The sequence below is a fragment of the Dactylosporangium sp. CA-052675 genome (assembly GCF_050947935.1).
Lineage (GTDB): Bacteria > Actinomycetota > Actinomycetes > Mycobacteriales > Micromonosporaceae > Dactylosporangium.
The window spans coordinates 2949930-2962525 of the sequence record NZ_CP192010.1; the positions used below are offsets into that span (position 1 = coordinate 2949930).

Genomic DNA, 12596 nt, shown 5'->3' on the forward strand with positions numbered 1-12596 from the left:
AGGAGCCCTGCCATGGACGTCGAGCTCGTCGGTCACGCCCTGTCCACGCTGCCGGAGGACGACGACCACCCCTACCGCACCGGGCCGTGGCGGCCGCAGACCAGCGAGTGGCGCGCCGACGACCTCACCGTGACCGGGGAGATCCCGGCCGACCTCGACGGCGTCTACCTGCGCAACACCGAGAACCCGGTGCACCCCGCGATCGCGGGCAGGTATCACCCGTTCGACGGCGACGGCATGATCCACGTGGTCGGCTTCCGCGGCGGCACGGCGTTCTACCGCAACCGCTTCGTGCGCACCGACGGCTTCCTCGCCGAGCAGGAGACCAAGGAGCCGCTGTGGGCCGGCCTCGCCGAGCCCCCGGCGAAGAGCCTGCGCGAGGGCTGGGGCGCCCGCGGCGGGCTCAAGGACTCCTCCAGCACCGACATCGTCGTGCACGCCGGGGTGGCCCTGTCGAGCTTCTACCAGTGCGGCGACCTGTACCGCCTCGACCCGCTCACCCTCGACACGCTCGGCAAGTCCACGTGGGGCGGGCGGTTCCCGTCGCAGTGGGGCGTCTCGGCCCATCCCAAGAGCGACGAGCACACCGGCGAGCTGCTGTTCTTCAACTACGGCAAGGAGGCGCCGTATCTGCACTACGGCGTCGTCGACGCGGCCAACCACCTCGTGCACTACATCGACGTGCCGCTGCCCGGTCCGCGCCTGCCGCACGACATGGCCTACACCGAGCACTACGCGATCCTCAACGACTGCCCGCTGTTCTGGGAGCCGGAGCTGCTGCGCCAGGGCGTCCACGCCGCCCGCTTCCACCCCGAGCTGCCGCTGCGGATCGGGGTCGTGCCGCGCCGGGGCGGCTCGCAGGAGGTCCGCTGGTTCGAGGCGGACCCGACCTACGTGCTGCACTGGGTCAACGCCTACGAGGAGGGCGACGAGATCGTCCTCGACGGCTTCTTCCAGGACGACCCGGAGCCGCAGGACCGCGGCGACGGCTCCTACTATCAGCGCATGTTCCGCTTCCTCGCGCTCGACCGGATGCAGTCGCACCTGCACCGGTGGCGGCTCAACCTGGTCACCGGCCAGGTGCGCGAGGAGCGGCTGCGCGACACGGTCACCGAGTTCGGCATGATCAACGGGCGGCACGCGGGACGGCCCAACCGGTACGCGTACGCCGCCACCGGCGTCGAGGGCTGGTTCCTCTTCGACGGCGTCGTCAAGCACGACCTGGTCTCCGGGCGCGACGAGGCCTACAAGTTCGGCGAGGGCGTCTTCGGCAGCGAGACCGCGATGGCGCCCCGCGTGGGCTCCACCGCCGAGGACGACGGCTACCTGATCACGATCGTCACCGACATGAACCGCGACGCCTCCGAGTGCCTGGTGTTCGACGCGCGGCGGGTCGCCGACGGCCCGGTCGCGCGCGTCGCCCTGCCCGAGCGCGTCTCCAGCGGCACCCACGCCACCTGGGCCGCCGGCTCCTCGATCCCCGGCTGGGGCACCGCCGACACGATGGCCGCCGCGCTGCGGATGGGCCCTGCGTGAGCGTGGAACATCCCGGGGACGCGCCCACGCAGCTGGAGGCGGGCGGGCAGAACGCGGTCGCGCACGCCCTCGGGCTCATCGGCGACGAGTGGACGCTGCTCATCCTGCGGTACGCGACCGCGGGGGTGCGGCGCTACAGCGACTATCTGCAACGGCTCCCGATCTCCAACTCGGTGCTGACCAACCGGCTCTCCCGGCTGGCCGAGGTCGGCATCCTGGAGAAGGTCGCCTACCAGCAGCGGCCGCCCCGGTTCGAGTACCGGCTGACCAAGCGCGGCCGCGACACCTGGCCGATCCTGCTGGCCATCTGGGCCTGGGAGGCCCGCTGGGTGCCGCAGCACGAGGAGCGGCTGCCGGTCATGCGCCACAGCCGGTGCGGGCAGCCGTTCCAGCCGCTGCTCATGTGCGCCGCCTGCGGCAAGCCGGTCGAGCCCCGCGACGTCACCGGCGGCTTCGGCCCGAGCGGCACCTGGGAGCGCAGCGTGCCCGCGGCCACCACCCGCCGCCGCTCCTTCGCCGGCGGCGGCGCCAGCCCCGGCCTGTTCCCGCAGACCATGGCCCTCATCGGCAACCGCTGGTCCTCGGCCCTGCTCGGCGCCGCGTTCCTGGGCGCGCACCGGTTCAAGGACTTCGAGCAGCGCCTCGGCGCCCCGCCGACGATGGTCGCCGACCGGCTGCGCACGTTCTGCGACCTCGGCGTGCTCGACCCGGCGCCCGGCACCGAGCGCGCCGACTGGCTCAGCTACCACCTCACCGCCAAGGGCCGCGCCTTCTTCCCGGTCGTCATGTGCACCCTGGACTGGGGGCACCGGTGGTTCAAGGCCCCCGAGGGGCGGGCGCTGGTCTACCGGCACAACGAGTGCCGGCGCATCTTCACCCCGCGGCTGGCGTGCGACCAGTGCCGCGAGCCCCTGCGCGGGGGCAGCGACGTCTCCATCGAACGCACGTCATGAGCGCCGTGCGCTCGCTCATCGAGGCGAGTGCCGCCAAGTTTCCGGACAAAACGGCCATCACGGGCGACGACGTCACCGTCACCTACGCCGAGCTGTGGCGGCGGTCCTCGGCGTTCGCGGTCCGCCGGGCGATCGCCGTGGTGGTCGCGACCGGCCCGGTCGACGACCTGATCCTCTGCTCCCGCGAGGAACACCGCAATGACTGACCGGGCACTGCTGCGCCAGGTCGTGCTGGCCACGAACGACATCACCGCCGACGCCCGCCTCCTGCGCGAGCACTACGGCCTGGGGGCGGGCTTCGCCGACCCGGAACTGGCCGCGATCGGCATGTCCGACGACACGATGGCCCTGGCCGGCGGCGCCTACCTGGAGCTGGTCGGCCCGCTGACCCCGGACGTGTCGATCGCGCGCTGGCTGGCCAGGCGCGGCCCCGGCGGCTACGCCCTGTCGGTCCAGCACAACGACCCCCTGGCGGCGCGCGACCGCGCCCTGTCCCTGGGCGTGCGGGTCGTCGCCGACCAGCTCGTGATGGGCCACCCGATCGTGCAGTTCCACCCGGCCGACGTGGGGCTGCTGCTGGAGCTGGACGGTATCGAGGACCGCGACGCGTGGCTCTGGGACGGGATGGGCGTGGAGCCCTCGCCGCTCGCCCGCATCGACGACGTGGTGGCCGTCGACGTGCCGGCCCACGACCCCGAGGCCACCGTGCGGCAGTGGTCGCGGATCCTGGGCTACGACGCGGCCGCGGCCGACACGATCGACCTGGGCGGCCGGACCGTCCGCTTCCACCCGGCGGCCGAGTTCCCGCGGTGGACGGTGACGTTGCGGCGCTCCTCACGGGGCGCCGCCCTGCGCGACGAGAGCCTGCTCGGCGTCCGCATCCGGTACCGCTGACGCCGCTCAGCCGGCGTAGGTGGCGCGCAGGGCGTGCTTGAGCAGCTTGCCCGAGGCGTTGCGCGGCAGGGCGTCCACCACGTGGACGGCGACCGGGCACTGTGGAAGTAGGGGATCGGGGCCATCGCCACCGACGTGGTGGTCAGCTCCATGTCGTAGTGCATGGTGGCCAGCGCCTGGCCCAGGTTGTCGCCGCTGAGCATGATGCCCTTCGGCCGGCCCGTCGTGCCCGAGGTGTAGAAGAGGACCGCGGTGTCGTCCGGGCCCACGGGGACGCCCGGGTCGACGGCCTCCACTGTGGACAGCCACGCCTCGTACGGCTCGCCCGTGCGGACCGTCCGCACCGCCGCCGGCACGTCGGAGTCGGTGATCAGCACGGCGGGGGCGGCGTCGGCCAGGATCGCCGCGATCTCCGGCGGGGCCAGGCGGTTGTTGACGGCCGTGGCGATCGCGCCGGCCTTCGTCGCGCCGTAGAGGACCTCCAGGAACTCCGGGGCGTTCGCGCCGATGTAGGCCACCCGGTCGCCGGGCGCGACCCCGGCCGCGATCAGGGCCTGCGCCACCCGGTTCGAACGCTCGTCCAGGGCGCCGAACGTCGTGGTGCGATGCGGCTCGATGACGGCGGTCAGCGCCGGGGTCGCGGCCGCCCGGCGGCGGATGATGTCGGCGACACTGTCCACTCTGGACCCGTCGGCGTGGCGCGCGAAGATCGCCCTCACCGCGACCAGGCCCCGAAGACCGAGAAGTCCAGGATGCCGGGCGGGGCGGCCAGCACGAGCGGGATGGCGCGGATGACCGGGCCCGCCGTCACGTACTGGGCCGCGGTCGTGCGCACGCCCGGCTCGTCCGGCTCGATGAGGTTCAGCGTCATGACGACCTCGGGCTTGCCGTGGAGGTGGATCGTCCAGTGGTCGCGCCCGGCGTAGCGGGGCCGGGCCGGGTCCATGGTCCAGATGATCGCGAGCGTCACGAACCGCTCGCCGGCCACGATGCCGTGCCAGCGCCACTCGGTCGCCACCACGGTGCCCCGGCGGATGACGCCGGCCGCGACCGTCAGATCCTCGGCGGCCGTCTCGAGGTGGTGGTCGGGCTCGATCCGGTCGTACCGCACCCCCATCGCGTCGCCCATGAAGCGCAGGGTCTCGGCGTACAACTCGCCGAAGAGCACCGGCAGGGTGCCGCCGGTGAGGTCGACGGCCGCGGGGTCGCCGCCCATGCCCATGACGTTGAAGACGAAGTCCGGGTCGGGCATGGCGCTCGCGTCGAGCACCTCGTCGATCTCGATCCGGTCGAGGCGCACCGCGACCCCGCTCAGCGCCAGCGCGAGCCGCTCGCCGATGACGCCCGGGCTGATGCCGACGCCGAAGAGCGTGGTGCCGCCCTCCGCGCACGCCCGCTCGAACCTCGCCCGGCGCCCGGGCTCGGGGTGGTGGTGCCCCGCGGTGGTGATGACGTTCTTGCCCGAGCGCAGCAGGCGGCAGATGTCCTCGTCGTGCTCGCCGTAGTCGAGGCGCAGGCGCGGCGTGTGGATGACGACGTCGGCGTCGAGTGTCAGGATCCGCTCGATGTCACGGGTCGCGGCGACCCCGGTGGGCGGGCGGCGGGCGATGTCACCGGCGTCGCGGCCGGCCTTGCGCTCGCCGTACACGTACAGCCCGGCGAGCTCGAGATCCGGCGAGTCCAGGATCGCCCGCAGGGTGGTCCTGCCGATGGCGCCGGTCGCCCACTGGATGACGCGGGTGGCCATCTAGTCGCGCCCGGTCCGCAGGACGGCCTTGTGGATCAGGCGCCCGAGGCCGCGCTCGTAGCGGACCGGGTCGCGGGCCAGCCGGGCCCGGGCGTCGACGGCCATCCAGTCGGTGTCGGCGGTCAGCTCGCCCTTCGCCGCCGCCTTGAGGCCGGCCCTGGCGATGTCGCGCGGGTCCTCCTTGTGGCCGTCGACGTGCTCCGACATGCGGGTGGCGACCGAGCCGACGATGAGCGCGGTGACCTTCGTGCCCTGCGGCTCCAGCTCGGCGCGCGTGATGCCGGAGAGGAACAGGGCGGCGGCCTTGGCGGGGGAGTACCCGCCCATGAACGCCGTCGGCACGATCGCCGCCACGGAGAGCACGTTGATGATCTGGCCGCCGCCGTTGGCCCCGAGCACCGGCGCGAACGCGCGCGTCATGGCGAGGGTGCCGAAGTAGTTGATCTCCATCTCGCGCCGGGCGGCGTCGGGGTCGGCGGTCAGCACCAGCCGCTGGTTGGTGAACAGCCCGGCGTTGTTGACCAGCAGGTTCACGTCGCCGCAGCGGGTCGCGGCCGCGGCGACCTGCGCCGGGTCGGTGACGTCCAGCTCGACCGGGACGGCGCCGGGGGTCGTGACCGCGTCCGGGTCGCGGCTGCCGGCGTAGACGCGGGCGCCCTGCTCCAGCAGCTCCTCGACGAACGCCTGGCCGATGCCGCGGTTGGCGCCCGTCACGAGCGCGACGACCTCGCTCATGACGCGTACACCGGGTCGTTCGGGAACTTGGCGCCGCGGTGCAGCGCCGACGGGTCGGCGGCGAGCATGCCGAAGATCCAGCCTTCCGTACGGTCCATGTCGTGGTTCCACTCCCACACCAGGCGCCGGTGCCGGATGCCCCAGCGGCCGCCGACCCGCTCGAACACGTCGAGCATCCGCGCCACGGTGAGCGTGTCGCCGGGCTTCACCCGGGCGAACGCGGTCACGTAGCACTCGACCTCGGCGCGGTCGCCGGCGAGCTCGATGAGCACGTTGGAGACCACATGGGTGGTGATGGACCTCGGGTGCGTCAGCGTGCGCTCGATGCTGTCGACGTACGCGTCCGCGGGCCCGGAGTAGACCCCGCCGTGCTCCTCCACGGCGCCCGGCAGGTAGCAGGCGCGCAGGGCGTCGAGGTCGCCGCGGTCGACGGCCCGCATGTAGCGCGTGAGGATCTCGGAGATCTCCTGCTTGTCCAGCAAGTCTTGAAGCGACACTCAGCCGACCCTTCGTTCGTGGCCTTCCCACAGCGGCTCGCGCAGCACGCGCCGCAGGACCTTTCCGGATGCGTTGCGCGGTAGCGCTTCCACGAAGTGGACCGCGACCGGGCACTTGTAGTGGGCGAGGCGGTCGCGGACCCAGCCGATGAGCGCCGCCTCGGTGAGCTCGCTGCCGGGCTCGCGCACGACGACGGCGACCGGGGACTCGCCCCACCGGGCCGACGGTGCGCTGACGACCGCGACCTCGGCGACCTCGTCGTGGGCCTGCAGCGCGCGCTCGACCTCCGCCGGGTACACGTTCTCGCCCCCGGACACGATCATGTCCTTGGCCCGGTCGACCAGGTAGAGGTACCCCTCGGCGTCGAGCCGGCCCACGTCGCCCGTGCGCATCCAGCCGTCGCCGGGCAGCGTCCAGGCCGTCTCGTCGGGCCGCTGCCAGTAGCCGGCCATCACCTGCGCCGAGCGGATGAGCACCTCGCCGGGCTCGCCCGCGGGCACGTCCTCCAGCGTGCCGGGGGCCACGACGCGCAGCTCGCTGCTCGGGTCGGGGCGGCCGCAGGAGCGCAGCAGGCCGGGCTCGTCGCGGGCCCTCTCGTGGTCCTCGGGGCTCAGGAACGTGGCGCCGCCGGAGACCTCGGTGAGGCCGTAGGACTGCTCCATGGCGGCGCCGAGGCGCTTGGTGGCCTCGACGAGCACCTGGGCGGAGATGGGGGCGGAGCCGTACAGGATCAGGCGCAGGCTGCTCAGGTCGGCCTCGTCGAGCCCGGGGCTGCGCAGCACCACGTCGATGAGCACGGGCACGAGCACCGCCACCCGCACCCGCTCGCCGGCGATCATGCCGAGCAGGGCCTGCGGGGCGGCGTCGCGCACCTGCGCCAGGACCGCGCCCTGGCGCAGGCTGTGCACGGCCCAGGCGAAGCCGAGGACGTGGAAGTAGGGCGAGACGTTCAGCGAGGCGTCGCCCGGGTCGAGCCGCCACCGGCGCCGGGCCACGTCCAGCATCGAGTGCAGGTTGCGGTTGCGGATCATGACACCCTTGGGCAGGCCGGTCGTGCCGGAGGAGTACAGCAGCACGGCGAGGTCCTCCGGGCCGGTGACGACGCCCGGGTCCTGTTCCGGCTGCGCGTCCAGCCAGGCCTCGTAGTCGCCGTCGAGATCGTCGCCGTCGAGCACCAGGGTCCGGATGCCGGTGTCCCGGACGAGCTCGGCCTGGGCGGGCTCGGCGAACAGCAGCACCGCGCCGGAGTCGGCCAGCACCGCGGTGAGCTCGGGGCCGGCGAGGCGGAAGTTCAGCGGGACGGGCACGGCGCCGGCCTTGGCGATCCCGGCGACGATGTCCAGCACGTCGGTCCGGTTGAGGCCCGCGTAGGCGACCCGGTCGCCGCGGCGCACACCGGCGGCGACGAGTCCGGCGGCCACCCGGCTGGAGCGGCGGTCGATGTCGCGGAAGGTGGCGGCACGGCCCTGTCCGGCGACGGCCGGGGCGTCGGGGTGCTGCCTCGCGGCGTCGCGCACGACCTCGGCGATGGAGAACATCGTTGACCTCCAAACGAACCCGTACAGTGTCCACACGCTACAACTAGGAGAGTGACTTGCACAGGGGGCCGGTGGTCGAAATATTTCTGAACCGTTTCCGGATGGTTGTCCGGCGCCAAGGTGAGCATCGTGACCTGCAACGATGTGGAGCGATCTCGGCCGCCCATTGACGGGTCACTCCGACTGTTGTAGTAACACGAGTAGCACTGTCAATTGAAGTAAGCGGTGGTCCCTCGGAGTGGAGGTGCCTGGCCGGTGTCGGTTGCCGCGTTGGACGTGCGCGACGTCCGGATTCGTTTCGGCGGCGTCACCGCCCTCGACGGCATCAGCCTGACCGTCGCCCCCGGAGAGATCTGCGGCCTCATCGGCCCCAACGGCGCCGGCAAGACGACCCTGTTCAACTGCATCACGCGCATCTACCGGCCGGACTCGGGCACCGTGCGCTTCGGTGCGCGGGACCTGCTGGCCGTGCCGCGGCACCGCATCGTGCGGCACGGCATCGCGCGGACGTTCCAGAACCTCGCGCTCTTCGTCCACGAGAACCTGCGCGTCGGGGCCGCGGTGCGCGGCAAGGACCGGGACGGCATCGCCGCCGACATCGAGTACTGGTACGAGGTCTTTCCGGTGCTGAGGGCGAGGGCGAAGCAGATCGCGGGCACGCTGTCCGGCGGCGAGCAGCAGATGCTCGCCGTCGCCCGCGCGCTCATGAGCCGCCCGAAGCTGCTGCTGTGCGACGAGATCAGCCTGGGCCTCGCCCCGAAGATCGTCGCCGAGCTGTTCGCCGTGCTGCGGCGGATCAACGACGAGGACGGCACCGCGCTGCTGCTCGTGGAGCAGAACGCCGAGCTCGCCCTCGACCTCGCGGGCCGCGCCTATCTGCTGGAGGTCGGCCGCGTCGCCGGACAGGGCCCCGCCGCCGAGTTCCGCGACAACGACGCCGTCCGCCGCGCCTACCTCGAGAAGGCCGCGGCCTCTCCCTCGAAGCTGTCGCACGCGGGCATCATGGAGGCGGCGCGCACGCAGGAGTACCGGCCGCCGATGTTCATCGACGGGATCAAGTGGCGGATGGCCCCGTCGGCGCCGCTGGGCATCCTCGCGTTCCGCCCGTTCCAGTGGGACGCGACCGGGGTGGCGTTCAAGCCGTTCGGCGACGTCATCGACATCTCCGGCAAGTACATCACCAAATAGTCGAAGGGGGTTCGGGCATGCCGGGACGACAACTGCACCCACCCGGGCGCGTCGCGGAGTACACCGCGCGCGGCTGGTGGTCGCAGGACACCATGGACGCACTGCTGCGGGCGCAGGTCGCCCGGCAGCCCGACCGGCTCGCCGTCGTCGACCCGGCCAACAAGGCCGCGCTCGTCGGCTCCGAGCCGCGCCGCCTCACCTGGGCCGAGCTGGACGCGCAGACCGACCGCCTGGCCGCGGTGCTGCTGTCCCTGGGCGCGCGGCCGGGCGACGTCCTCGCGGTCCAGCTCCCCAACACCGTGGAGCTCGTCGTCGCCTACCTGGCCGCCTGGCGGATCGGTCTCATCGTCACGCCGTTCCCCGTCCAGTTCCGCTCGCACGAGATCACGTCGATGGCGGAACTGGCGTCGGTCAAGTTCTTCCTGACGTCCTCGCGCATCGGCGAGCGGGCCCACGCGGCCGAGGTCGCCGGCTACGGGATCGCCGGGCCGGTCCTGTCCCACGGCGAGGACCTCCCCGACGGCGTGCTGCCGGCCGACGCGCTGATGGCCGCCGCCGACGTGTCCACAGTGGGCGTGTACGAGGCCGACCCGAACGAGTGCGTGACGATCTGCTGGACGTCGGGCACGGAGAGCACCCCGAAGGGCGTCCCGCGCTGCCACTACGACTGGCTCGCGATCTGCTGGGCCACCGTCGAGGCGCCCCGCCTCACCGAGGACGACGTGCTGCTCAACCCGTTCCCGATGGTGAACATGGCCGGTATCAACGGCATGTTCCTGCCCTGGCTGCGGGTCGGCTGCGTCCTGGTGCAGCACCACCCGTTCGACCTGCCGACGTTCCTCGGGCAGATCACCACCGAGCGGGTCACCTACACCGTCGCCCCGCCGGCCCTGCTCACCCTGCTGCTGCAGCGCACCGAGCTGCTGGCCGCCGCCGACCTGGGAAGCCTCAAGCAGATCGGGTCCGGCTCGGTGCCGCTGCAGCCGCCGATGGTCCGCGGCTGGCAGGAGCGCTACGACATCGGGATCATCAACTTCTTCGGGTCGAACGAGGGCATCTCGCTGCTCACCGACCCGCACGACGTGCCCGACCCGGAGCAGCGCGCCCGGTTCTTCCCGCGCTACGGCGTGCCCGGCTACACCTGGAGCTCCCGGGTCACCGAGTGGACCAGCGTCCGGCTCGTCGACCCGGCGACCGGCGAGGAGGTCACCGAGCCCGGGGTCCCCGGCGAGCTGCGGCTCAAGGGCCCCACGGTGTTCGCGGGGTACCTGCACGGCGAGCGCCTCCCCAGCCCGTTCGACGAGGACGGGTACCTGCGCACCGGCGACGTGTTCGTCATCGCGGGGGAGGACGGGCAGTTCCTGGAGTACGTCGACCGGGCCAAGGACCTCGTGATCCGGGGCGGCATGAACATCGCCCCGGCCGAGCTGGAGGGGCTCATCGCCGAGCACCCCGCCGTGGCCGACGTGGCCGTGGTCGGCTACCCCGACGAGGTGCTCGGCGAGCGGGTCTGCGCCGTCGTGGTGCTCCGCGACGGCCAGGAGCTCGACCTGCCCGGGCTCGTGCGGTTCCTGCAGGACAAGCGGATCGCCTCGTACAAACTGCCCGAACGACTCGACGTGCGCCCGGCACTGCCCCGCAACCCGGTCGGCAAGGTGCTCAAACGACAGCTGCGTGAGGAGGTGAGCGCGTGACCGCCCCCCTGGACGTCGCGCGTGACATGATCGACGCCTGGAACCGGATGGACTGGGACCGCGTCGTGGCCCTGTTCGCCGAGGACGGCGTGCTGCACAGCGTGATGCAGGACCCGATCGTCGGCCGGCCCGGCATCGAGACCCGCATCCGCTCGCTGACCGCCGGGCTGGAGCGCATCGAGCTGCGGGTGAAGGCGATGGGCGTCATCGACGGCCGCGTCTTCATCGAGCGCGTCGACGACTTCGACAGCAACGGGCACCACGTGGAGCTGCCGGTCGTGGGGATCCTGCGCATCGGCTCGTCCGGGCTGGTGACGGAGTGGCTGGAGTACTACGACCGCGCCTCCATGATGCGCGGCATGGGGCTCCCGGCGGATTTCAGCCACTCGTGAGCATCGAGATCTCCCTCGGCCTGTGGCAGGACCGCCCGGCGGCCGAGGCGCTGGACACCGCCCGGCTCGCCGGCGAGCACGGCTTCCCGGCCGTGTGGATCGGCGAGATGGCCACCTACGACGCGTTCGCGCTCGCGAGCGCCGCCGGGCCGCTGCTGCCGGCCGCGACCCGCCTGGTGCTCGGCCCGTTCGCGGTCGCCGTGCGCGACCCGATGATGGTGGCGATGGGCGCGGCCTCGGTCGCGGCGCTGACCGGCCGCGCGGTCTCGGTCGCGCTGGGCACCTCCAGCCCCGTGGTCGTCGAGCAGTGGCACGGCCGCTCCCGGGCCGGCTCCGCGCGGGCGCTCGACGAGTCCGCCCGGGCCGTCAGGGCGCTCCTCGCCGGGGAGCGGGTGGGGGGCTACCGTCTGCGCCTGCCCCCGGTCCCCGGCGAGCTCGTCGTCGCCGCCTTCGGCCCGCGCGCGGTCGCCACCGCGGCCCGGCACGCGGACCGGATGGTGCTGAACCTGCTCGACCCGCCCACCGCCGGCGACCTCGTCACCCAGCTCGCCGCGGCCGCGGGCGGTCCCCGCCCGCGGGTGGCCGCCTGGGCGCCGGCCGCGATCGGCACCGACCTCGCGGCCGCGTACGAGCAGCTGCGAAGGGGCGTGGTCGGCTACCTGGCCGCGCCCGGCTACGCGGAGATGTTCGTCCGCGCCGGCTTCGGCGACGTGGTCCGCTTCGCCCGCACCGGCCCGCACCCGCGGGACCTGCTGGCCGCGATCCCCACCGAGCTGGTCGAGGCGATCGGCGTGGTGGGCACGCCCGCCGACGCGGCGAGGCGGGTCGCGCAGTACCACGCCAACGGCGTCGACGACGTCGTGCTGGTGCCGTCGTCCACCGACGCGGACCCGGCCGGGGCCGCGACCCTGGCCGCCGCGCGGGAGCTCCTGTGACCCCGGGCATGCTGCTGCTCAGCGTCGCGCGGCGGATTCCCGGCCGGGTCGCCGTGCGGGCCGGGGGCACCGAGCGCACGTACGGCGACCTGTTCGACAACGCGGCCCGGTTCGCCGGCGCCCTCACCGCGCACGGCCTGCGCGCCGGCGACCGGGTCGCGTTGATGATGGACAACCGCATCGAGGCCCTGGAGTGCTACCTCGGCTGCCTGCTGGGCGGCTACCCGGCGGTCCACGTCAACGACCGCCTGGCGCTGCCCGAGGTGCGGTCCATCGTGGACGACGCCGGGGCGGCCGCCTTCGTCGCCTACGGCCGGTCGGTCACCGCGCCCGTGGTCCTGGAGCCGGTCTTCGACGCCGCGCCCGTCGGCCCGCGCCTGGTCCCGCCGGCGGCACCGGCGATCATCGGCTACACGATCGGCTACACGAGCGGCACCGCGCCGCCCTGAAGGTCCCCAAGCCCCGCCTGCGGGAGCTGTACGCCGT

13 protein-coding genes are annotated in these 12596 nt (G+C 73.1%); 8 read left to right on the top strand and 5 right to left on the bottom strand.

Annotated features, from left to right (window positions below; all coding sequences use genetic code 11):
* The first annotated feature begins 12 nt into the window (after positions 1-12).
* Genes ACQP1P_RS13360 through ACQP1P_RS13370 form a run of 3 tightly spaced genes read left to right on the top strand, consistent with a single transcriptional unit; the run spans position 13 to position 2695 of the window.
* On the top strand, positions 13-1536 hold the full coding sequence (locus tag ACQP1P_RS13360) for a carotenoid oxygenase family protein (protein ID WP_433086486.1): 1524 nt from the start codon (positions 13-15) through the stop codon (positions 1534-1536).
* Positions 1533-2489 carry a winged helix-turn-helix transcriptional regulator gene (locus ACQP1P_RS13365; protein ID WP_433086488.1) on the top strand — a complete coding sequence of 319 codons (957 nt, stop codon included), beginning with the start codon at positions 1533-1535 and terminating at the stop codon, positions 2487-2489. Before ACQP1P_RS13360 ends, ACQP1P_RS13365 begins: the two co-directional genes overlap by 4 nt.
* Positions 2486-2695, top strand: a complete 210-nt coding sequence (locus ACQP1P_RS13370) for a hypothetical protein (protein WP_433086490.1) — start codon at positions 2486-2488, stop codon at positions 2693-2695. Before ACQP1P_RS13365 ends, ACQP1P_RS13370 begins: the two co-directional genes overlap by 4 nt.
* Before the next feature lie 525 nt (positions 2696-3220).
* Here ACQP1P_RS13370 and ACQP1P_RS13375 read toward each other — a convergent pair.
* Genes ACQP1P_RS13375 through ACQP1P_RS13395 form a run of 5 tightly spaced genes read right to left on the bottom strand, consistent with a single transcriptional unit; the run spans position 3221 to position 7901 of the window.
* Positions 3221-4102: an AMP-binding protein gene (locus tag ACQP1P_RS13375; protein ID WP_433086492.1), complete on the bottom strand. Its 882-nt coding sequence runs from the start codon at positions 4100-4102 to the stop codon at positions 3221-3223.
* A complete protein-coding gene (locus tag ACQP1P_RS13380) occupies positions 4099-5130 on the bottom strand; it encodes an NAD(P)H-dependent amine dehydrogenase family protein (protein WP_433086494.1) in 1032 nt (343 codons plus the stop codon). Before ACQP1P_RS13380 ends, ACQP1P_RS13375 begins: the two co-directional genes overlap by 4 nt.
* A complete protein-coding gene (locus tag ACQP1P_RS13385) occupies positions 5131-5865 on the bottom strand; it encodes an SDR family oxidoreductase (RefSeq protein ID WP_433086496.1) in 735 nt (244 codons plus the stop codon).
* The gene (locus ACQP1P_RS13390) at positions 5862-6362 is read right to left on the bottom strand and encodes a nuclear transport factor 2 family protein (protein ID WP_433086498.1); all 501 of its coding nucleotides are present in this window, start codon (positions 6360-6362) and stop codon (positions 5862-5864) included. The genes ACQP1P_RS13385 and ACQP1P_RS13390 overlap by 4 nt, the downstream gene beginning before the upstream one ends.
* Positions 6363-7901, bottom strand: coding sequence for an AMP-binding protein (locus ACQP1P_RS13395; RefSeq protein ID WP_433086500.1), 1539 nt, complete (start codon positions 7899-7901; stop codon positions 6363-6365).
* 255 nt (positions 7902-8156) lie between these two features.
* On the opposite strand from ACQP1P_RS13395, the gene ACQP1P_RS13400 reads away from it, so the two are divergent.
* Genes ACQP1P_RS13400 through ACQP1P_RS13420 form a run of 5 tightly spaced genes read left to right on the top strand, consistent with a single transcriptional unit; the run spans position 8157 to position 12559 of the window.
* Positions 8157-9089 carry an ABC transporter ATP-binding protein gene (locus ACQP1P_RS13400; protein WP_433086502.1) on the top strand — a complete coding sequence of 311 codons (933 nt, stop codon included), beginning with the start codon at positions 8157-8159 and terminating at the stop codon, positions 9087-9089.
* A 17-nt stretch (positions 9090-9106) separates the two neighbouring features.
* Positions 9107-10783, top strand: a complete 1677-nt coding sequence (locus tag ACQP1P_RS13405) for a class I adenylate-forming enzyme family protein (protein WP_433086504.1) — start codon at positions 9107-9109, stop codon at positions 10781-10783.
* Positions 10780-11175, top strand: a complete 396-nt coding sequence (locus ACQP1P_RS13410) for a nuclear transport factor 2 family protein (RefSeq protein ID WP_433086506.1) — start codon at positions 10780-10782, stop codon at positions 11173-11175. Before ACQP1P_RS13405 ends, ACQP1P_RS13410 begins: the two co-directional genes overlap by 4 nt.
* Positions 11172-12110, top strand: a complete 939-nt coding sequence (locus ACQP1P_RS13415) for an LLM class F420-dependent oxidoreductase (RefSeq protein ID WP_433086508.1) — start codon at positions 11172-11174, stop codon at positions 12108-12110. The genes ACQP1P_RS13410 and ACQP1P_RS13415 overlap by 4 nt, the downstream gene beginning before the upstream one ends.
* Entirely contained in the window at positions 12107-12559 is a 453-nt protein-coding gene (locus tag ACQP1P_RS13420; protein ID WP_433086510.1) for an AMP-binding protein, read from the top strand. Before ACQP1P_RS13415 ends, ACQP1P_RS13420 begins: the two co-directional genes overlap by 4 nt.
* Positions 12560-12596: the final 37 nt, after the last annotated feature.